This is a genomic window from Streptomyces sp. NPDC001941, from assembly GCF_040296945.1.
Lineage (GTDB): Bacteria > Actinomycetota > Actinomycetes > Streptomycetales > Streptomycetaceae > Streptomyces.
Genome location: NZ_JBEOYE010000009.1, coordinates 143,032 through 166,432 on the forward strand (window position 1 = coordinate 143,032; position 23,401 = coordinate 166,432).

Annotated in this window: 6 protein-coding genes; 3 read left to right on the forward strand and 3 right to left on the reverse strand. The window is 73.3% G+C overall.

Annotated elements, in window-relative coordinates; all coding sequences use genetic code 11:
- The first annotated feature begins 97 nt into the window (after positions 1–97).
- Together ABT160_RS10280 and ABT160_RS10285 are read left to right on the forward strand one after the other, a co-directional pair.
- Positions 98–679 (forward strand): YbaB/EbfC family nucleoid-associated protein, encoded by a 582-nt coding sequence (locus tag ABT160_RS10280; protein ID WP_351646010.1) that lies wholly within the window; start codon positions 98–100, stop codon positions 677–679.
- 103 nt (positions 680–782) lie between these two features.
- Positions 783–1,355 (forward strand): hypothetical protein, encoded by a 573-nt coding sequence (locus ABT160_RS10285; protein WP_351646012.1) that lies wholly within the window; start codon positions 783–785, stop codon positions 1,353–1,355.
- Between the two features lie 675 nt (positions 1,356–2,030).
- Here the strand turns inward: ABT160_RS10285 and ABT160_RS10290 are convergent.
- The 3 genes from ABT160_RS10290 to ABT160_RS10300 form a co-directional block, all read right to left on the reverse strand.
- Complete coding sequence (locus ABT160_RS10290; RefSeq protein WP_351645959.1) at positions 2,031–2,297, reverse strand: hypothetical protein; 267 nt, start codon at positions 2,295–2,297, stop codon at positions 2,031–2,033.
- A gap of 66 nt (positions 2,298–2,363) precedes the next feature.
- Positions 2,364–3,104 carry a hypothetical protein gene (locus ABT160_RS10295; RefSeq protein WP_351646015.1) on the reverse strand — a complete coding sequence of 247 codons (741 nt, stop codon included), beginning with the start codon at positions 3,102–3,104 and terminating at the stop codon, positions 2,364–2,366.
- Positions 3,105–3,107: 3 nt separating this feature from the next.
- Positions 3,108–3,488: a hypothetical protein gene (locus tag ABT160_RS10300; RefSeq protein WP_351646017.1), complete on the reverse strand. Its 381-nt coding sequence runs from the start codon at positions 3,486–3,488 to the stop codon at positions 3,108–3,110.
- Positions 3,489–3,528: 40 nt separating this feature from the next.
- Between ABT160_RS10300 and ABT160_RS10305 the strand changes: the two genes are divergently transcribed.
- Positions 3,529–23,286, forward strand: a complete 19,758-nt coding sequence (locus tag ABT160_RS10305) for a hypothetical protein (protein WP_351646020.1) — start codon at positions 3,529–3,531, stop codon at positions 23,284–23,286.
- Positions 23,287–23,401 lie beyond the last annotated feature (115 nt).

Below are 23,401 nucleotides of genomic sequence, written 5' to 3' on the forward strand. Positions count from 1 at the left end.
GGTGACGGAACCGGCGCGAAGCGCGGCGTACGGGCTGAACCGCCGCCGCACGCACACCGTGCGATTCCATGACCCGCCCGGAGCAACGGAGGCAGACATGCTGGACCCCGCGAACGAGGCCCGACTCGAAGAGATCCTGAACGGCTTCGAGAAGCAGCGAGACTCCGTACTCGCCCTGCAGGCCGACCTCGCACAGGCCACCAAGACGGTCCGCTCGCCCGACAAGTCGATGAGCGTCACCTTCTCGGCGGGCGGCGGCATCACCGACGTCACCTTCCACAACACCAAGTACAAGCAGATGTCCCCGAAGGAACTCGGCAGGATCGTCCTGCAGACGGTCGGCCAGGCGATGCTCCAGCTCCAGCAGGAGGCCATGGCAACGATGCAGCCGATGCTCGCCGAGACGGCCGGGTTCGCCCCGGGCGGGGTCAACCCGTTCGACCTCCTCGGCGGCACCGAGGGCGCCAACGGCGACCTGATGCGGATGATCGGCGGCGGCCTGGAGGACGTCATGCGGAAGATGACCGAGAACCTCGCCGAGGTGACGGGCCCCGCGACGGCCAAGCAGGCGCCGAGCGCCGGACCGGCGAGCAAGCCGGCCGCCGGCGCCAAGTCCCGTACGACCAGGGCCGCCGCGCCCAAGCGCGGTGCCTCGGCCCTGGACGACGACGAGGCGTGACCGGAACACCGGCCGCCCGGCGGGCCGGGACCCGCGCGGGTCCTCGCGCAGGACCCCGTGCAGGACCCTTTGCAACTCGTGCAAGGAGAGAGGGAACACCACCATGGCCGCTCCATCGGCGAAGCCCACGACGTCCACCACGGCCTCCGCCCACCCCGTAGCGACGCCCGAGGCACCGCCCCCGATCGTCCCGCCCACGCCGACGATGATCCCCACGGCGCCCCAAGCCCCTCCGGAAGGACTGGACGACGGGGTCAAGGTGCCCTCGACGTCGAAGCCGGACCCCGGCGGGACGCAGGCGGACGGTCCTCGCGGACCGAACGACCCCGTCACGTACACCAACAAGGACGGTACGACGATCACGGTGACCCCGTCCGTGATCAAGCCGTACGCCGTGGATCTTGACCAACTCGCCAGTGAGAACTACGAGAAGGTGTACGACCTCGAGAACTCCATCCAGGGACCCCTCGGGGACGGCGGTGACGAGATGACCAAGGCGCTCGACTCCTGGCTGCCGGATGCGGAACGGAGCCTGGTGGAGTCGACGATGAACCTGGTCGGGGGCGTCGCCGACTTCGGGCAGGCGATCGCCATGATGGCGAAGACGGCGGACGACGCCGAGAACGAGGCACAGGACACCGTGACCGCGCTCCACGGGAACCTGCCCTCCGATTAGGTTCAGGGCCGTCCCCGACCCCGTCCCCGCACCTCATCCCCCCACCCCATCCCATCGACAGGCCAGGCGGCGGCGACGTGTTCCCTGCGCGCCGTCGCTCTCCTGTGTCACCACTCTCCAGCGCTCCATGGGGGCTCCGGCATGCCGTTTCCGAATTCTGTCGCCTTCGCCTCCGCGCGGACGGTGAACCATGGGTGACATCACTGTTCCGGAGTGGGCGGAGCCGGTTCTGGGTGCGTTGGGTGGTCAGCCGTGGCCGCAGTTGAGTGAGTCGTTGTTGGTGGAGCGGTCGCTGAGGTTCGAGGCGATGGCTGATGTGGTGAAGGGCATGCGGGGGGAGTTCGAGAAGTCGGCGGTGGGTGCGGGGCGTTCGATGGAGGGTGCGGGGGCTCAGGCGCTTCTTGATTCGGTGTACAAGTTCTTGTCGGGGGTGCCGGAGGGGGCGGAGAAGCCGGTTTTCGATGCGGTCGAGGGTCTTTACCGTCAGGTCGCGGCGAATCTGCGGAAGCTGGCGGTTCAGGTGGAGACGGCGAAGGTCACCATTTTGGGGATGGTGACGTGGTTGCTGGGTCAGTTGGCGATGGCGGCGTTCACGGTGTTGACGGGTGGGTGGGGGTTCGCTTTCACGGCGGCGGTGTGGGCGGCGATTCGTGCGGCGGTGCCGGCGTTGATCCGTCAGTTGGTGGCGGCGGTGTTGCAGGGTGCGTTGATGATGGGTGTGATCAACGCGGTGGCGCAGATGGTGGGGTTCGCGAAGGGGACGCGCCAGGGCGAGTGGGGTGCGGAGAACTGGAGCGAGCTGGGTACGAATGTGGCGCTGGGCGCGGTGGGCGGTGTGGTCGGTTTCGGTGTGGGCAAGGCGTTCGATTTTGGTGTGGGGAAGGTGTTCGGGCAGAAGTGGGTGGGGTCGTTCGCGTCGTCGGTGGTGGGGGGTGCGGTCAACAATGTGGTGTCTGCGGTGCCGATGGGTTATGTGTCGGCGTGGATGACGGGTGGGGAGCCTGGGGTTCATTTGACGTGGGAGACGGCGACGTCGGGTGCGGCGTTCGGTGCGGCCGGCTGGGCCGGGCAGAAGGCGAAAGCGGTGAAGATCGACCCGGCGTCGATCCCGAAGTCGATCAACACCGGTCTGGGGAAGCTGAAGTCGTTCTTCGACGGCCCCGGTGGTGGTCCTGGTGGTGGAGGCGGGTTTACGGCGGACAAGGCGTCGTTGTTCCGAGGGCGGGACTCGGACGCGTTTTCCCTCGCGTCCACGGATTCCGCCGACTCGGCGTTCTCGAAGTTCTCGAAGTTCTCCACGGACTCGATCTTCTCCGCGGATTCCGGGCTCTCCTCGTCCTCGTCCGCGCCCTCGACGTCCGGCGGGGACGGGCCGTCGGGCGGTGGCGGCCTCCAGACCGTCGTCCAGGGTGGTGAGACGTCCGGCCCCGCGCCGAAGGAGGTGCTGCCGGAGCCGAGCGTCGTACGGCCCGTCGCGTCCCAGGACGTCCTCGCGCCCGAGACGCCGACTCCCACGCCCACGCCGCCCGAGACGCCGCAGACCGCGACGGCCTCGGCTTCGTCCTCGTCGCCCTCGACTTCGGTCCCGGAGACCGACCTCACGCTCGCGTCGAGCACCTCGACGCAGACACCGGTGGAGTCCACGGCGCTGGGCGGCAGCACCTCACACTCCTCGGGCTCGCAGCAGACGCCTGCTCCCTCGATCGACTCGGTGCTCTCCGGCAGCACACCGCTGTCGCCGAGTGACACCTCTCAGCCGAGCAGTGCGCCGCTACCGACCAGCCACACCCCGGGTCCGGTACGTACGGGTGAGGTGCCGACCCCGAGCCCCACCACGGGCCCCACCACCCCGAGCCCCACCGCGCCCCCTACCACCCCGAGCCCCGCACCGTCCCAGCCGTCTGCCACCCCGTCCACCACTCCATCCACCAACTCGCCCTCCGCCTCCGCCCCGACGTCCGCCCGGCCGGAGACGGTCGTCACCGGCAAGAGCGGTGTTCCTGCCGTGGATTCGGTGATCCGGCCGCAGTCGAGCCTCCCGGTGACCGAGGTGAAGCCGGTGACCGAGGTGAAGGCGGTGGCGGATGCGAAGGCGTCGAGCCCGCCCGCCGAGACCGTGGCTTCGGTCTCCACCGGCACTTCCGCGGCCCGTCCGAAGGCAGCGGGCACGAGTGTGGGCGACCTGCTGTCGTCGCTGCCCTCGGTTCCGCTGTCGGAGCCGGGTGGCAAGGGCGGTGGCACGCCGACGGGTGCGGCCGAGGCCGTACCGATGCCTCGGCGCGCCGCGTACGAGTCGCGTGCCGAGCAGCTGAAGGGCGCCGGTGACGCGCGGGGCGCGGCGGAGGTGATGCTGGAGTTCTTCGAGGCGGCGAAGGACCGGGCGCGCTGGGAGCTGACCCAGGGCGAGGACGCGTACTCGACCGCACCCGAAGTGCAGGCGGCCCGGCAGAAGTTGGTGTCGGACGTGGAGTGGTCGGTGCGGGAGGCGCTGGCGGAACTGGGGCCCGGGAACCTGGGGGAGAAGGCCGCGGGCCGTTCCGCGCCCGAGCTGCTCGACGTACTGACGGACTCTCAGAAGGTGCAGTTCACCAGGCTGTTGGATGAGAACGGGGTGGGGAAGTCCGGGTTCACCGGCTCCGAGCTGCTGGAGTCCGGGACCTTCGCCAAGGTCCTGGCGGAGAAGACGATCGGTGATCTGGCCGGGCCGGTCTACGAACCGGTTCCCACCAAGGAGCCGGCACCCGACCCGTACGGCGACGCGGCTCTGCGCTCGCGCCTTGAGGCCCTGCGGCCCGAGCCGGCCCGTACCGATGAACCGGTTTCGCTCACCGACCCCGGTGACGCGGAGCTGGCCGCCCGCTTGAAGGCCTTGCGTTCGGACGGCGGCGACGCGCCGGAGTCCTCGGCCCTTCCCCGGGACGCGGACCTGCGGGCGCGCCTGGACGCCCTGCGCCCGTCGCCCGAGCCCCCGGGGAGGGCGGTGGGGCAGGGCGAGGCCCTCGCGGCGGGCATGTCCGCGCGGGAGTGGTCGCTGTACGAGTGGCGCGTCGACCAGGCCCTGGCGAAGGGCGACGGCGAGGCGGCGGGACTGATCGTCGCCGAGCGCGACGCGCGGGTGGCCGAGCTGACCGGGGTGACGAAGGTACGGGAGGGAGGCGAGCCGGACGCCCTGGCGCTCGACGACGCGTCCCTCAGGGCCCGGCTGGACGCCCTGCGCGGCGGTGGCCCGGATGAGGGCCCCTCCGCACTGCCCTCGGTGGACGCCGCCGAGGTGATCGAGGCCCTGGTCGCCCGTGCCCGCACCGCGGGTGTGGACGAGGCCGGGATCACGTCGTGGACGGACCGGCTGGCCGAGGCGTACGGGCGGGGCGGGGCCGAGGGGCGCGCGGGCTTCCGCGAGGAGAGCCTGGCCTGGCACCAGGAGCTGGAGGCGCTCGCGGGCACCGGGACGTCCCTCGACGACCTGTTCGCCTCCGGGCGCTCCGGCCCGGAGACGGCGCTGGAGGCCCTGGCCCGGGCCTCCGAGGAGGCCGGGCTGCCGGTGTCGGAGCACGTGGTGCGCCTCGAGGAGATCCGAAGGGCCTGGGCCGAGGGCCGTTCCGAGGAGGCGTCCGCGCGGGTGGACGCCTTCTGGGAGCGGTTGGAGCGGTCGAACGCCGACCGGGTGCGGATCGAGGAGGCCCGGCTGATGCGCCGCTGGGCCGAGGTCGAGGGGATCCCGTTCGCGGAGTTCCTGGCCCGGCACCGTGGGCAGGAGGCGCTGGACGCGTCGGTGCGCGAGCGGCTGAACGCGGCCCTTGAGGGGGAACCGGCCGGTCTGCGGGGCCGGTTGGGCGAGCTGCACCAGGTGCTGGTGGCGGAGGCGAGGCGGTCGCTGTTCACCGAGGCCCTCGGCGAACTGCTCGCCCGTGACGTGACCGACCTGCCGGACCAGGCCCTGGCGCACGAGGTGGCGGCGCTGGTCGAGGCGCAGGTCCAGCCGCGCAAGCGCGACGGGGACGAGCCGGTGGACGCGTCGCTCCTCACCGAGCTGGAGGCGCTGCCGCAGGTACCCGCGTTCGACGCGGTGTGGGTCCGTGAGCTGACGGAGTCGATGGCCGAGCACGGCGGGGTGCGCGGCATGTCGGAGCGCGAAATCACCCACTGGCAGGACCGGTTGAAGGAGGCGCAGGAGTCGGGCGGCGGTCGCGAGAAGCTCCTTGAGGTGAGCGGCGACTGGCTGTTCCGCATCGAGCAGTTCCAGGTGCTGGACGCCCTCGTGGCCGAGTCCGCCGAAGCAGGACTCCCCGCGTCGGACAGCGAGTTCATGGCCGATCTGATGCGGCACGCCCTGCGCCTGGAGGACGTGGCCGGGTACACGGCCGTCAAGGAGCAGTGGCAGCAGGAGCTCGCGTCCGCCCGCCGGGACGGGGAGTTCGACGCGCTGACGCGCGAGGTCGGCGGGTCGCTGAAGGACCGCGCGGACCGCGTCGGCATGACGGACCTCGAATGGGACGTCTTCGCCTCGCGCATCGAGGAGGCGAGTGGACGCGGCGACCTCAAGGAAGTGGCGCGCGTGGTGGGCGAGCGCGCGGCGCGCCTCGAACTCCTGGAGGGCGTCCATGACGAGGCGATGGCGCTGCGCCTGCGGAACCTGGGGGCGGGGGGCGACGGTCCGGAGATGTCCGACCGGGCGGTCCGCCCGGAGTGGCGCAACCGCGAGGGCGACCTCGTCTCCGAGACGGAGCTGTGGAACCTGTTCGAGGAGCGCAAGCCGGACACGATGAAGCCGCGCTTCGAGAACCCACTGGACGATCCCCTGCTCGCGCTGGACGAGTCCCTGTTCGGCCGTGACGGGAAGGACGGCGACGACGGGGACCTCGCGGGCAGGGTTCTCGCCCTCGACGGTGACCTCGTCGAGCGCGCCAAGTCCCTGGGCATGTCCGCGCTGGACGCCGAGGTGTGGCAGTTGCGCCTGGAGGCCTCCGACCAGGCGCCCGAAGTGCGCGCGGAGCTGCGCTCGTTGCTGGAGGGGGAGTACATCGGGCGCAAGGAGTCCGACGCGCGCCTGGCGGAGTTCGCCGCCGAACGCCGTGCGGAACTGATCGAGCTGGGCCTGACGCCGTACGAGGTCGATGCGCACCGGATGGCCATGGACCAGCTGATGAAGAGCGGCGAGCAGCACAAGGCGGTGGCGCTGCAGGACGCGTTCGAGGCGAGGATCGAGCAGAAGGCCGCGCGGCGGGCACGGGACACGGATGCCACGCACCCGCCCGACTCCACGCCCTCCCCTCGCCCCCCGAAGACCACCACTGCTCCGGACCTCCTCGCCGACCTGCCCGCCCTGCCCTCCCACACCCCCGGCGCGGACCGGAAGGCCCCGAAGCCCTCGGAGCAGGAAGCGCCGGTCCCGGGCGAGCAGCTGCAACAGCTCGCACCGCAGGGGCGGCCGCGGGGCGCCGACGCGCTGGAGGAGTCGAAGTCGTCGTCCACGCCCCAGGAGTCGGTCGAGCCGCGGGTCACCGCCGCCGACGCCCTCAAGCGGTTCACCGGAGGCCAAGACCCCTCGCCGACCGAGTTCCACAAGGCGGCCGAGCGGCAGGGCATGGCCCCGAACCGGCTCAGGGAGCTGCTCACCGACGCGTCGGCCGAGGCGGACGCACTGGTGCAGGAGGCCGTACGCACGGGGGGCAGGGACCTGGAGCAGGTCAACTCGCTTGCGGAAAAGGTCCGCCAGGCCGGGACTCACGGCCGCCTGGGCGAGGCGGAGCAGGCGCTGGAGGCGCTGCGCCCGCTCGTGCGGGAACCCGTGCGGGAGCCCGTACGCGTCGACGCGAAGGAGGCGCGGCCCGAGACGCCGCGGGACGAGACGCCTCCGGCAGGAAAGACCGAGGCGCGGCCCGAGACACCGCGGGACGAGGCGCCCCCGGACGGGAAGCCCGAGACCCTCCCGGATGACCACCCTGAGAGGGTCTCGGAGGGCCACCCTGAGGCGACCCCGGAGCGGAAGCCCGAAACGCCGGCCCCCGACTCCCTGGTCTCCCCGAGCGCCACCCCCGTACGCCCGGAGCAGTGGCGTCACCGGCTCGGTGACGCCCCGCCGCCCGCCCGCGTGCTGCTGGAGTCGTTCGACCCCGCCGTCGACGCGCTCCGCATCGAGAACGGCAAGATCCTCCCGGGCCAGGGCCGCACCGAGGGCCTGGGCGGACTGGACACGCTGATACGCAGCTCGGTGCAGAGCGTGCAGGCCGACGACGGGACCTGGATCCGCCGCGTCCTGGTCGACCTCCCGGTGAAGTACGGCGAGGGCTTCCGTGACGCGGACCGCGCCGCGCTCCAGGAACGCGCGCAGGGACTCCTGGACCGGCACCTCAACGTCGGCTTCACGCTGCCGCGTTCAGGACACCAGGTGCACTTCGACGTGCGGCTCACCGAGGAGCCCGCCCACCCGGAGGCCGTGGAAATCAGCGTCTCCGACGCCCCGGCCGGGTTCGACCAGACGTCGTTCACCCTGCACTCCGACCCGCTGGAGCGGGAGAAGGACGACGCGCAGCTCCTCCACGAGCTGCTGCACTACACCGGGGTCCGCGACCGGTACCTCGACGACGAGGCACTGTTCCGCAGGAAGCCCGGGCAGGTCGACGCGTACGGCCTGATGTCCGCCGGCCTCGACCTGCCGGACCCCGACCGGCCGGTGCTGCCGCGGCGCTACCTGGAGCAGATCGAGCAGGCCCACGACTCCGGCCCGGTCATCCCGGAACACCCCTTCACACCGGGGGAGTCGCCACGCGAGCTGAGCGAACCGCGCGAACTGAGTGAACCCCGTAAGCCGCGTGAACCGCGCGAGCGGCAGGACGTCAGGGAGCAGTCCCGGAGCGAGGCGACGCCCCCGCCGCCGGTCGTACCGCCGCTCCCTTTCGTAATGCCGCCGCCGAGCCATCGGCCCGCGCGTTCCCCGGAGCAGGTCCGTTCCCGCAATGCGACGCGTCCGACCGCTACGACCGGGCTTCGGACGGAGAACGGGAGCGCGAGCCAGAGGGGGCAACAGCTCCCGCGCGAAGAGCGGGTCATGCCCCAGCTGCCCACGATCCCCGAGGAACCCAGGCTCCGCGTCTCCGAGGTGTCGCTCGATGCGCTCGTCATGGCCCTGTACGCGCAAGTGCCCCTGTTCGGCGACATGTTCGTCTCTCCGGACAGCGTGCACGAACGCCTCTTCGTGGAGTCGCCCGCCTACGCCTGGGACCTGGTGACGTTCGCGGACCTCATCGCATCGGGTGCGACGGCCGAAGCGCTTGCGCACCTGAATGATCGTCACATCAGCCCGACCGTAGGGGCTTTCTGGCGGGGCCTCCTGGCCCGCCCCGGCATGCGCGAGGCGCTGGCCCCGTTGCGGCGGGACTCGGCCGTCCCGGAGGTCGCGGCCCTGCGCGCCTTCTCGGCCCCCATCGACCGGAGCGTCGCCCTCACCGCGGACGAGCGGGTCTTCTACGGCGGCGCTCCGCTGGGCGAGGACCTGGCGGAGACCGACGCCCTGCACGGCCGGCTCATGGAGTCCTCCCGCGTCTACCAGGCGGACTACGCGAGGGTGATGGCCCTGACCGGGAGCGACCTCGACCCGGGGACCATCGAGCGGGAGCTGGCGTCCTTCGCGCGCGCCCGGGGCCTGCACCTCGACGTCATGCGCTACTGGGCGGAGGGCGTCCGGCAGAGCTTCTGGGCGCACGCGCGCGAGGAAGCGCGGCCCGCCCCCGTGTCCGGGGAGTCCGAGGACCCGTTCATCGGCCCGCTGTGGCCCCTGCCCGCGCTCGACCTCGCCCTCGGGCGCCCCCCGTACGAGGAGGTGCTCCAGGACCCCGTGCCCTCCTACGAGGACGGGACCGACGCCGTCCTGCGCCCGATCGCACTCCTCGTGGACACGGCGGCCCTCCAGGATTTCGAGCGGCGCGTCTTCGAGGGCCCCGTCGACACCGCGCTGCGAGCGGCCCTCGTGGCGGCGGCGAGCGTGGTCGGGGGGCGCGCCGGGCTCGACCCGGCCGCCCTGCTCCGGCTGGGCGCGGATCTGAAGGCGGTCCGGCCCGACGCCTACTGGACCGGTCTGGCCGTCGCCTCGCTCCTGGAGGACGCCCCGCGGGACCCCTCGCGCGCCCAGGAGGCCGGGGACCTGGCCGACGAGCTCCTCCGGGCCTTCGAGCGGGCGCGGACGAACCCCCAGGGGATGCCGGTTCCTTCCCCCAGCCAGACGGTCGTCGACGTCCGGGCCTTCGGCGGGCCGCTCCCGCGCGGAACCGTCTTCGACACGGCTGTCGGACGGGACGTCTACCACGGGTCGCCCCCGGTGGGGAACTACGAGTCCGCCCTCCGGATGCACCGCCAACTCCTCGAACACGAGGAGCAGTACGCGATCGACTACGAGTTCACCCGCCAGCTCTTCGACGACGAGACCTTGCGACCAGACGTGGCGGAAGGGGAGTTGTTCTCCTTCCTGGTGAGCCGCGGCATGCACCCGAGCATCGGGGCCCTGTGGCTGCCCGCGCCCGCACCCACCGCGACAGCCCCTGCCGAGACGACCAACCTCACGACGACCACCCCCACGACAGCCACCCCCACGACAGCCACCCCCACGACAGCCACCCCCACGACGGCCGCCCCCCTGCCGCAGGACACCACCGCCCCGCCCCGCCCGGTCAAGGTCGTCGAGCGGGTCAGCGGCCGGCAGCCCGCCCCCGAGGCCGTCCGGCGCGCGGACGAGGCGGACCGGGCCGAGCGCCTCGTCCTCGACGGGACGCCCCTGGAGGAGGTGGCGGCCACCCTCTGGCCCGGCGACTCCTGGGCCGGGCCCGAGCGCGTCCACGCCCGTCTCGTCGAGCACTCGGAGCCGTACCGCACCGCCTACCGGGACGCGCGGACCCTGCTGTACGGGACGGAGGACGGCCCGGAACAGCCGGTCCGGGCCGGGGCGCTGGCGGCGCACGCGCTCGCGAGCGGGCTGCACGCGAGCGTGGCCGCCCACTGGAGCGAACGCCTGGCCGCCGAGCGGCAGGCCCGCACCAGCCGCGGGAAGCACGCCGAGGACCGGCTGGACGACGCCTGGTACCAGGCGTCCGGCCTGCTGAACCAGTGGTCGCCGCTGCCGGTGCCCGAACCGGGCTGGAGCAGCTCGAAGCGCGCCGGGATGCGGGAGCTGAGGGAGCAACAGCTCTACCGGCTGGCCCAGTTGCTGCGCGACGGGGCGACACCCGCGCAGGCCGCGCAGGCAGCCAAGGACCTCGGCCGCTCGCTGGGCGTCGGCCCCCGCCCCTACGCCCAGGGCGGCTTCGAGGGCGCGGAGACGTACGGCGAGGGCAGCACCAGCCAGTCGGCCAACGAGCGGCCCACCGTCCTGGGGCGCAGCCTCTCCGAGTCCCACCTGGTGAGGCGTCCGCCGACCAGGTCGCGCACGCTGCCCCTGCGACGGCCGCAGTTCTCCACCCGCAACTCCTCGGGCGCCCTCACCACCCAGCGTTCGCTGATGGGCCTCCTGGGCGCCACGGCGCTCGACGGGAGCACCGGTCCTGTGCCGATCGCGGCGCGGGCCGTGCGCGTCGTACAGCGTCTGGAGGAGGAGATCGCACGGCGCACCGACTCCTCGCAGATGACGCCGAGCGCGAGGATGCCCGGCAGCCGGCGGTCCGACGACCCCTGGCTGCGCTCCCTCACCGACGCGGAGGCCCAGGCGTGGGTGAACGAACAGATCAAGCAGGCGGTGGCGGACGCCCAGTGGGTGGACGTCGGGCTCGACGAGGAGCCCGAGGCGCTGTCACCGGCGGAGCGCGTCAACCGGATACGCGCCCGGGCCCGCCAGGAGGCCTGGAAGCGGCTCGTACGCCTGGAACGCGAGGCGCTGCACGTGGGCCACCGGCGCGAGGGCGCGGAGGGCGGCGGCGACGACACGGGCGAGCGCGACGAGGACGCCGACGGCATCCGGCCCGTCCGCCCGCTCGGCGACCTCGCCGTCCAACAGGTCCCCGTCCTCGACGTCGAGGCCGACGCGCCGCCCACCCGCACCGACGAGGAGTTCGTCGTCTTCGAGGACGAGGCCAAGGTGCCGGTCCACCTGCGCAGCCTCGGGCAGAGCACGCTCGCCATCCGCGGCGTGAACGCCATCGCGGGCGAGGTCCGGCGGCGTCTTTCGCTGCCCGACGAGGCGCTGGAGCGGCTGCGCTTCGCGCTCGTCGACCAGCCCGAGCGGTTCTTCGGCGACGGCTACCCGCTCACCTACCGGGGCCCGGACGGCAAGCCCCACGAGGTCGTGGTCAGCCTGCGCAACTACGGCGACTGGAACCGCTACCACGACGCCGAGCACGACCCCACCAAACTGGACAAGGACACCCAGCGGCGCACCGCCGTCGGGGAGAACCAGGCCGTCAACCACGCGTCGACCCTGACCGTGAACGCGCCCCTCGGCCCCGGCAGCGGCCTGGTGAGCCCGTTCGGCAGCCTCCGTTTCGTGTACCGGATCAACGAGCCCACGTACGGCTTCGCCACCGGCGACGTCACCCAGGTCACCACCCAGCTGCGCGGCAAGGACCACACCCACACGCACGTCGACGACCTCTGGATCGAGCTGAGGGACGTCACCGAGAACAAGCCGCCGCGCACCTCGCCCCTGGACCTCTTCCACGGCCTCGCGCCGCTCGACGCGGTCCGCGGCCGGACCGGGCACCGCGCGCCCGTCCGGGTCCTGACGGAGCCGCGGGTCTCGGGCTTCGCGATGCGCTCGGGGCTGATGTGGACCGTCTCCGACTCCACGACCAGGCCGGACGAGGCCGAGTACCTGCCCCAGGAGTTCCCCCTCACCCGCGAGTCGGTCCCCGAGGTGTTCTTCACCGAGGACGTGGGCGCCCTCGACCAGGTCTACCAGTGGGCCAGGACGCGGATGCCGAAGGCGACGCTGACGACCCCCGCCCACGACGTGCTGCGGCGCTTCTTCTCCTCCGAGACCTTCCGGTCCCTGCTCGACCAGGCGTTCCGCTCCGCGGTGTCCACCGAGCCCCTCTACGAGGAGGACATCGAGCGGACCGTGCTCGGCGCCTTCGAGGTGATCGTCGAACCCGACACCCGCGAGGGCGCCAAGGCGCAGCTGCTCCGGCCGTACTCCGCGACGTCGGAGATCCGCAGCCAGAACTCCGTCAAGCTCACCGCGGAACGCAACCGGTCGCTGACCAAGGGCCTCAGCCTCGGCGTCACCATGGGCCCCGCCTTCGGCCCCAAGAGGGCACGCGTCCAGCTCGGCCTCACCGGCACGCTCTCCTACGCCAGGACGGAGTCCGGCGGACACGGCAGCACCGCCTCCACCAACGCGACCCTGTCGATCGTGGACCACGGCGGCACGTACAAGATGCCGCTGAAGCTGATGGTCCGCAAGATCGGCGAGGAGTGGCAGACGTTCCACGTCTCCGCCGAACTGCGCATCCCGCGCAACGAGGCGCGCCGCCTGGCGGGCTGGGACGACGGCTCGCGGCTGCCGCCGGGAGTGCCCGAGCCGTTCGCCCCCGCCTTCCTCACCGGGGACCGCCCGCCGACCCTCGCCGGAACCAAGGTCAAGTCCCTGACCTGGCCCGTCCCGGAGGAAGGGGCCGTGCTCCCGCAGAAGGGCGTGGTCGAGGAGTTCTACGACCGGGTGTACACCAGCCTGTACGCACAGCACCCCAAACTGCTGCTGCCCCCGCGCCCGCACGACCGCGACGAGTGGGGCTGGAAGCGGCTGGCCGACCCCCGCACCTGGGCGCGCGTGCGGGAGAACGGCTGGCCCGGCAGCGACCAGGACTACCGCAACGCCCTCGCCAACACGATCAAGCTGCGCCAGACCATCAGCGAGGCCCGCACCGAGTCGGGCATCGAACGGATGATGACCACCGGACTGCCCATCCGGCTCGAACGGATGGGCCCGGGGCACGAGGAGTACGTCACCGTCACCCTGCGGGCCGAGCTGACGGGACGGCGCTTCGAGGGCTTCCGGCACGACGTCGGCCTGCGGACCGGCAACGCCTCCGCACAGCCCGCCAAGCGCTCCACCACGCTGTCCCAGTCGCTGGCCACCAGCCTGGCGTTCAAGGCCACCGTCAAGGACCTCACCGGTGTGCTCGCCGGCAGCGCGGCGCTGTCCGCGAACCGCTCCCGGCAGTTCAAGTTCCGCTCCACCGCGGGGACCGGCAGTACGGCCGAGGGCGTGTCGGCCTTCAAGAGCCGCTCGCACGTGTGGGCGTACGACCTCTCGCTCTCCGCCACCGTGCTCTCCTACCAGCGCCCCCGGGTGAGGAACCGCGTGGCCACCTTCAACGTGGTCGCCGCCGAGTGGTTCGTGAAGCGCTCCGCGAAGACGACCCTGGTCGGCCCCGGCGGCCGGGCGGAACAGGTCAAGGGGGTCGTCTCCCTGTACCTGCCGTCCGCCCTCGCACCGACCGTCGACCCGCACCTGGACGGCTCGGGCAACCCGTTCCTCGGCCGGGTGCCGCGCGAGCTGCCGGTCCAGCGGATCGAGCCCGACCCGCGCGCCGCCAAGCGCCTCGCCAGCGGGCTCCCGCTGCCCCGGTACCGGCCCGAGCCGTGGCAGCAGCGCCCCTACGCGATCGCCTCGGTGCCCTTCCCCCGGCACGTCCTGCGCGCCGCCAAGCACGCCCTCGCCGAGGTGTCGGACAACTCCTGGTTCTTCTCGCTGTACGGCACGCCCGCCCACGACTCCCTCGTCGAGGGCCTCTCACCGGGCCAGGGCGAGGCCAACTTCACCCTCGCCACCTCCGCGTTCGGCTGGCACCTCGGCGGCCTGTTCGGCATGGGCGCGGTGAAGGACCGCGAGGCCTCCGTCGTCGTCCGCGCCAAGGTGCGCGGACTGCGCCCCCTGATGGTCACGGGCGGCGAGCAGAGCCTGGAGTACTCGTACGACACCCAGGTGACGGGCGGTTCCCAGACCGGGCGGACCGACTCCGCCTCCGTCGGCGTCGGCGCGGGCATCGGCCGCACCGTCAAGGTCGGCAGGGGCGGCACGATCGACGCCACCGGGAACGCAGGGCTCGACGTCGAACCGTACGGCTGGACCGGATCGTCCACGAAGGCCCTCCAGCTCAGCGCCGGGACGACCCGCACCATGGAACGCACCGGGCGGGCCGTGCTCCTCGTCGGCGACGTCGAATGGGTGGTCGCCGCCTCCTCCCGCACCAAGGGGGTCCTGTCCGCACCGGCGAACCTCTCCGCCCGCCACACGGCCGTCCACGTCACCACCACGGCCGGCGTGCTGCTCTGGATGGCGGAGCAGGACGCCCTGGAACTGGGCCTCCTCGACGACCACCTCGGCCAGGTGCCCCGCTGGACCGAACCGGGCTGGAAGGCGCCCGCCTGGGCCACCGGGGCACCGCTGTTCGCCGTGCACACCGGCGTCTTCGACCTGTCGGCCCTGCTCGCCTCCTTCCAGGCGGCGGTCAACGCGATGACCTCGGCGAAGGCGCTGGTGCTGCCCGAGAACCTGCTCGACGACCGCACCGGCAAGCTCACCCGCCTGAGCGTGGTCCTGTCCCCGGACGGCCTGCGCGGGCTGGCCCACGAGATGGTCCGCAACGGATACACGCTGCGCGTCTTCCAGCCCAGGCTCCGCCAGTCCCGCGAGGGCACCATCGAGTTCCGCCTGACCCGCGGCACCCCCCGGCTGTCCTCGCTGCGCGGCGGGCTGTCGCTGACCAACTCGCGCTCGGCGGCCCTGTCCGTCACCACCGGGGAGTCCGCCGGGTACTCCTGGTCCGTCAGCCCCACCCTCAGCGCCAGCACGGTCACCGGCGGCACCACCACCTCCGCCGGCCTCGCGGACAAGGTCGGCACCGGCTACGACCAGACGTCGTCGGCCGGCCGCTCCGCGGCCCGCAGCTCCGACACGGAGAACAGCGGACCGCACGCCGTGTACGAGACCCCCTACACGATGACCGTCAGCGTGGTCGTCGAAGGCAGGGAACAGTTCCGGGTCCAGGAGGACATCGGTGAACTGCGCGAACACCTGCCGCTCAGCCTGCTCAGCCCGGACCACGGGGAGGCGCCCACGGCCCTGCTGCCCCCACCGCCCGTCGTGCCCCACCTGAAGGAACCCTCGGGCGGCCGGCGCGACGCCGTGATCGCCTGGAAGCTGTCCGAGGAGACCGGGTACCGGCTGTTCGGCCTCGGCTCGCGCAACGTCGGCGTCCAGATGGTCGGCAGCGTCGCCGAGATCCTCCAGGGCGCCCTGCTCTCCGTCAGCGCGGCCGCCGGAGCGGCAGACGGCACCCTCGCGTCCCTGGTCAAGCCGGGCACCCCGGTGCACGAAGTGATCGGCAACGTCGTCAGCGCCACCACCCTGGAGGCGTTCTTCCACGATGCGATGGAGCACGGCCTGTCCGTCACCCTCCACGGCAACGCCCTGATCGGCGGCGTCGACGCGCAGCTCGACTTGCACCCGCGCGTCCACACGCGGGGCGCGAAGCTGCTCGCGGTCGAGACCACCACCGACCTCTCCGAGAAGTTCCGGGCCGCGCACAGCGTCTCCCGGTCCGACACCGCGTCCGACTCCCGCCAGCCCAACATCACCGGCGGGCCGGCCTTCGTCACCGAGGACCCGCTGTTCAACCGCGTCGGCACCTCGGCGCTGATGCCGGCCGGCACCGCCACCGGCGCCAGCGGGCACGACCCCAACGCCCTGCACCTCTCCACCGCCAAGCTGAAGCTCCCCGCCGGCCGGGCGTTCCTGTTCAGGTTCCCCGTCAGCTGGCTGCAGATCGCCCAGGTCGACCGCAGGATCAAGGACAGCGCGCTGGTGACCAAGGCCGTGTCCTTCGTCGGCCTGGAACCGCCGTCCCCGCTCCCGCCCGGGGTCGTGGAGACCACGGTGCCCGACGGCGTCTACGCCTGGGTGCGCGAGGACACCGCGCTCGCCTTCGGGCTCCTCGACGACGCCAGCTACCCCAAGGTGGTGCAGGAGGCCTGGGACGCCGTCAAGACGGCCAACACCGCCTGGAACACGGCCGTCTCCGGCTACTGGAAGACGCGCGCCGCCCTCGGCGCCGCGATGGAGCAGTGGGAGTCCGCCCGCCACGAGACGGCCGAGGCCCAGGAGGCGTGGACCGCCGCGCGCACCGCGGCCGACGCCGCGCGCACGGCCGTCACCGAGGCCGAGGACGCCCAGGCAGCCGCCGAGGAGGACGCCACCCGCAAGAACGAGGAGGCGGGGCGGCTGCGGACGGAGGCGAAACGCGACGCGTTCACGGTCGGCACGCTCCTGGAGCCCGCGCGGGCCGCCGAGAAGGCATTCACCCGCGCCCGTCGGGACGCCGAATCCGCCCGGCGCGCCCTCGACGAGGGCCGGCGCGCGCACGACCGGAGCGCCGAGGACCTCGCCGCGGCCCGCAGGAACGCCGAGGAGAACACCGACTCCCCGCTCGCCCCGGAGCTCAGGGAGCAGGCCGAGCGGGAGGAGCGGCGCCACCGGGACGCGGGCGCCGAACTGTCGCGGCTCTCCACGGACGCGGAGGACGCCGAGGCAGCCCTGGAACAGGCCGCCCGGGACCACGGCACGCGCAGCACCGCGCTCCAGGAGGCGCGGGCGGCCGAACAGGCCTCGTGGCAGAAGCTGGCCGCCGCCGAGACGGCCCGCACCGAGGCCGAAGCCGCGGTCGCCGCGGCCCGGACCGCCACCGGCCGCGCCAGGGCCGCCTTCGCCGACGCCGCGCTGGCCGAGGCCGAGGCCCGTACCGAACACGCCGCCTCCCAGGGGCGGCTGGCGGCACGCACCGACAGGCTCCTGGACCTGCACCAGCAGTACGCCGACCGCATCCGGGCGGGTCACGAGGCCGCGCACCGGATGCACCGGGCCCGTACCGCCGCCGACGCGCTCACCCGCTGGCACCAGCTCCCCGAGGAGGACCGCTTCGAGGAACTGCCCGCCCCCTACGACCCGGACGAGGAGACCGGCCTCCCCGCCGACCCGCCCGTGCCCGCCTCGGAACGGGAGGACGCGCTGTACGGGACCGGCCCCCGGGACCCCGAGGCCCTCGCCCGGCTCCAGCAGGACGTCGACGCCCTGCTCGCCCCCGTCCCCGCCGACGGCATGCCGTGGCTGGACGAGGGCCAGCGGGCGTCCCTCACCCACGGCGCCCGGCTGCTCCAGGCGTACGCCGAGGCCTGGACCGCCGCCGACCGGGCCCATCTGGCGGCGGCGGACGGCGACCCGGAGGAGGCGACCGCCGCCCGGGACGGCGCGGTCGAGGCGCTGCGCCGCCTCGAAGCCGTCCGCGCGCACACCGCCGCGTCGGCCGCCTGGTACACCACGCACCCGGACGCGCGCACCGGGCCCGCGCCACGGTTCTGGCTGCCGCCGGCGCGCACCGGGCAGGACGCCGAGGACCCGGCGGGACCGGACCGCTTCACCCGCGAGACGGAAGAGGCCGTCGAGGAAGGAGGCGTGGAGCAAGGCGGCTTGGAGCCGGAGGTCGGCAAGCCGCTCGCCCTGGTCACGCCCGACGGGCAGCGCCTGCGGATCGTGGACGCGCTGCCCGGGACCGATGGCTCCTCGTTCCACCGCAGCCTGGCCCGCCAGCTCGACCGCGTCCTCCCGGGCGGCTGGCGCGCCCGCCACGGCATCCCCGAGGGCGAGGGGCCCGAAGCCCTCGCCGCGCTGCGCGAGGTGCTCGCCCGCACGCTGGAGACCGCCCAGGTCATCGACCCGTCCGTGCCCGACTCGCCGACCGTGGACGAGATCACCGCCCTGGAGGCGGGCGAGCCGCTGACACAGCAGGAGCTCGACGACGCCCTCGTGATGATGAGCGAGCCGCACCGCAGGGAGTTCGCCGCGCTCGGCACGCTGCCGTCCGGCGCCGCCCAACTCCTGGGCGCACGGCCGTTCCTGCGGCGCGCCCTGATGGCCGCGATGCTGCGCCGCGAGGGCACCGCACCCGACCGGACCGGATGGCGGCACACCGCGGCGGACCTGCTGGCCCCGCTGGCCGCGCAGGCGTTCGGCGTGCGCCTCACCGTCGTGCGCGACGACCTGGGGTACCAGACCTTCGGCGCGCCCGAACTCCCGCCCGTGGTCCTGCACTTGTCGCAGGAGCACTGGTACGGGGCGGAGCCGGAGGGCGCGCTCCAGGAGGAGGTCCCGTTCGACGGCGACCAGGACGACGGCTACGACGGGTGGGAGGAGGACGAGGAGGACGCGGCCGAGGCGCCCCCGGCGCACCCCGCCGAGACGGCGGACCTGGCCGTGATCGAAGGAGTCCTGCAGGCGCTGCCCCAGGAGCGGATCAGGGAGCTGGCCGGCGCCATGTCCAGGATCATGTACCGCCACAACCCGTACGACCTGGTGATCGACCCGCGCCCGCTCAAGGAGCGCGACCCCGCACAGTACGAGATCAGGCAGCGCGTGATGTACGCCCTGCACCTCGACCGGGACACCCCGCGACGCGAGGACGCCGCCGTCGCCCTGGCGCTGCGGGCCGGACGCGAACGCGGCGTCACGGGACGGCCGTTCGAGCCGGGCGGCATGCGGCCCGACGAGCTCCTGGCGACCAGGGGCGAGGGTTCGCGCTCGGCGGTGCGGGTGCCGGAGGGGTACGAGGACGAGGGCGGCGGCCAGTCGACGTACGGGACGGGCGCGCCCGAACCGGATCACGTACCGGAGACGGACCAGGAGCGGGAGGAGGCCCTCGACCTCTCCACCGAGGAGGTCCCCGACCGCTCCGGCGAAGAGACCCCTGACCGTTTCACGAAGCTGGAGGCCGAACCCGCCTACACCGCCTACCTCAACGGCCTCGACCACCTGGCGCTGAGCCTGGGGGACGGCTGGGCCGAGTCGACCGAAGCGGGGCAGCTGTACCGGGGCGCGCTGGAGTTCTGGTCCCTGGCGCCGGACGCCCTCGACCGCCCCGCCGAGGAGATCGGGCTGCTGCTCAATCCGTACGCCCCCGTGGACCCCGGCTTCGTGCGGAACGAGCTGGCGCGGATCGGGGTGACCACCGGTCCGCGTGCCCTTCCCCCGGGGACGGCCGAGGGGGTGGCGGTCGAGACCGCCATGCGGGCGGCCGGCGTGCGGACCCGGCTGGACAACGGGATGCTCACCGCGTTCGGGGTGCTCGCCCTGCGCGGCTGGGCGCTGGAGCTCTGGCAGCAGAGCGGGAACCCCGGCCCCGGCACGCTCCGGGACGTGGTCCAGCGGCTGTTCGAGGCGCCGTACCGGGCTCGTGGCCTGGAGCTGGTGAGGGAGTGGCTGGTGGCGGCGGGGGTGCTGGTGCCGGAGAAGCCGGTGTACAACGCGCAGGACAGGCAGCTGGGCCTCACCCTGGCGGAGTGGGCGGTGCGGGGCGGGATTCCCGTGGACGTCGACCACGTCGCCCGCACCGCCTTCGCGGTCGCCGACGACAAGGAGACCGGGCTGGCGAAGCACCACTCGCTGCTGAAGCTTCTGGAGGGGCGGGGACTGCTCGTCGATCCCGTCAACTCCCCGGTGCTGGAAGAGGATGTGCGGGGCCAGGCCACCGCGGAAGGAGCCCTTCTCGACTCGCGCCGGCCGGCGGCGGTCCGGGTGAACGGGGTGCTCCGGCCCGAAGCGGTGTCCGCCCTGAAGGATTTCGCCCTGGGGGAGGCGCGGGAGGAAGCGGCGCGGCTCAAGGGGGTGGACGCGCGGGCGCTGGCGCGGCGCACCTTCGACCCCGGCTTCACCGACGACGACGCGGCGCTCCTCGACCGGTGGCTGGCGGAGGCGGGCCTGCGCGTCCTCGACGCGGACGAGGTCCGCGTCGCCAAGGTGCTGTCCGTGGTGACCGGCACGGGTTCGCTGGGCGACCAGCCCGTCAGCCTGACGGGAATCACCCGGCTGGCGTTCGGGGTGAAGGACATCACCCCGCAGCAGAAGGCCGTCACCAAGGCGGTCCTCCTGGCGGCAGGGCTGCACGACGAGATCGCCGAGCGGAGCAGCGAACGGACCCTGGACATGCTGCGCGCCGTGGCGGACCTGGAGAAGCGCGTGGCAGCGGGGCAGGGCAGCCCCCGCGACGTCCTCGACGCCCTCATGCCGGGGCCGGCGCGTGTCAAGGAGCGCACGCTGGCCCTCACCTGGTGGGGGACGACCGTGTTCCTCGACGGCCTTCCAGACGGGTCGAGCGTCTACACCACGCACAAGGAGACGGCCGTGGCGTCGGCCGTTGCCCGTCTCCAGGCCTCCCCGGGGAGCCCGTTGGACCTGGCGACCCTGGGGGCGGAGCTTCTGGGGCCCAGGACGTCGCCCGAACGCCAGCGCGTTCAGGACGAGTTGCTGCGGTACTGGCTCTCCTCGGTGGGACTGGCGTTCTCCTGGGTGTCGGAGGCGGGCGGAGGCGTGGTGGACCCTCTCGCCCAGACCTCCGCGCAGGTGACACCGGCTCCTGCGCAGCAGCAGAAGGCCAAGGCGCCGGGGACCGCGGGGGCCGCCACCGCTGAGGTCAGGCAGGTTGCGGCCGCCCTGATGGCCCTGATCCCGGACCACCGGCCGCCGGTTCCGGGGCCCGGCGCCTCCGAGGGCGAGCGGATCGACTACTACCTGTACGAGCACCTCCAGCGCGGCAGCGGCAAGGTGCCGGGACGTCCCTTCACCGCACAGCAGCTGGCCGGGAAGATCTGGCCCGGCGAGCCCCTGACACAGACGGAACGCAAGGCGCGGGGACTCCTGATGGGGCTCGGTGTCAAGCGCGCCCACGCGCGGGACTCGTTCACGCCCGACAGCTTCGCCAAGCTCCTCGACGTCGTGCACCGGAAGGGGTCGGCCAGCCTCACGGTGCTGGTCGAGGATGGGCTCGACGTGCTGTCAACGCCCGCGATGTACCCGGTGGTGAAGGGCATCCTGCTGGCCTTCGGCCTGGGCGACAGCACGGTCCCGCCTGGCGGGACGCGGGACGTGCTGGCACGGGCCGTGCGGGACCTCGTCGTGGCCAGTGGCTCGGGCACCGGCCTCGCCGAGCTGTCCGTGCTGGCCCGGGACCGCCTGAGCGCGTCCGAGGGTTCCCTGCTCGGCGTCGTCCTGTGGGAGTGGGCGCGCTTGTTGCGCGAAGACCCGCCGGTCGTGCCCACCATGCCGGAGGGCGCGGGATCCCAGGCCGTCGCGAGCACGTCGGCCGCCACGCACACGCCGTACGAGCACACCTCCCAGCTCACGGGTAGCTCGTACGCCCCCACCCCCCAGCCCACGGATACCGCGTACGCCCCCACCTCCCACCCCCTGGAGACGTCCGTCCCCGTGCCCACCGAACCGCCGCTGTGGACCGAGCTCGCCGAAGCGGGCGGACTGTCCTGGTTCCGGGTGGAAGAGCTCACCGCCGCCAACCCGCTGTGGATGCCGTCCACCGGCCCGTGGGCACACCGCGGCGACGCCGCGACGGGGCTGCGCGCCACCACCGCACGGCTGATGACGGCGCTGGGCACCACCTCCAAGTCGCACCAGGCGTACGCCGACCACCTCGCGCGCCTGCTCGCCGTGGCCCGGAACGGGGGAGCGGACTGGGCCGAGTCCCCGCAGTCGCAGCAGCTCTACGCGGAGTTGCTGACGTCCCTCGTGCTCGTGCCCGGTGGAGTGGACCTGACCTACCCGAGACTCGGCCGGATGCTCAACCCGGCGCACCCACGCGGGTCTGAGGACGTCCAGGCCATGGTCGAGGCGCTGCGGGCCTCGCTCGGGGACGGCTCCCGGCCGCCCGGACTGGGACGCAGGAGCGTCGAGGCCGCGCTGCGCGGCGGCCCCCGCCCCCTGCAGGGGGCGGGACCGCGGCTCTCGCCGCTCGCGGCCGAGGTGCTGCGGCGCTGGGCGGTGCACCTCGCCCGGGAACAGATCGCGGCCACCGGCAAGGTCGACCGCGAGCAGCTCGCCCGCCGGCTCTTCGAACCGGCCGGCATGCGGCACGGCCTGGACCTCGTGACCGTCTGGCTGGGCGCGGAGCGGCTCCTCGAACGCGATCAGGGACCGCACTGGACGCTGGTGCGGGAGATCGCGCGCGTGGCCACGCACCTCCGGCTGACCAGGGGTTCCGTGGACCCCGGCACCCTCGTGGCCTTCCTGGAGTGGCAGCGGTGGCCGAAGGTGCCGGGCCCCGCCGAAGTCGCCGTGATCCTGGACGCCCTCGGCCTGGCGGGCCCGGACGTGCGGCTGCCCGCGCCGGTGCCCGCTCCCGCGCCGTCCGACGCGCAGGCCCGGCCCCTGGCGCTCTCGCTCGCCCTCCAGCAGGTCGCCCAGGGGTTCGGCGCGGACCCCCGGTGGATCGCGGAGAGCGTCTACGGACCGGACCACGGTGACCGGGAGACGGCCCTGGTGGAGTCCTGGCTCGCGGCCGCGCACCTCCGCGTCCTGGACGCGGACGAGGCCCTGGTGGCCCTCACCCTCTCCCTCTCGGGCGCCGCCGCGTCCTGGACGTTCGAGCACTTCACGGCGCACCTGCACGGCCTGGACCCGGGACTCGAACCGCCCTCCGTGCTCACGGCGGAGGTCGTCGGGATCCTGGAGGCCGCGGGCGACCTGGGCCCGGCCACCGGGAGCGCGGACGTCACGTACGTCCAGATGCTCGCCGTGATCGACCACATGCTGGCGCACCCGTCGGCGGACCCCCTGGACAGCGCCCGCACCGTGCTCCCCGAGTGGCAGGTCGCCGCCCAGGGCAGCAGGTTCCGGGCCTGGGCGACGACGGTCGGGCTCCTCAGGGAGGCGGGCAGGCCGTTCCCGTACACGGAGGTGAAGGACGAAGTGGTGCGGCGGGGGCGGCAGTTCGCGCTCGTGTGGGGCCCGCTGGACGGCGAGGCCGTGCGGGCCGTGGCGTCCGAGGTGCTTCCGGCCGAAGAGGGTTCGCGGGCGCTGCGGGACGCACTCGTCGTCAGGTGGCTCACCGAGGCGGGGCTGGTACGGCCCCAGGAGGGGGCGGCCCAGGGTGGCGGTACGCAACCGGTGTGAACTCCGGGTCCCGTGGCGACACTTGGGTGTCACGCTCTGGAGCCCCGGCAGAACGGTGTGGTACATCAGTCCCATGACGCCGCGTGTGCCACTGCTCACGTACGGGTGATCCCGA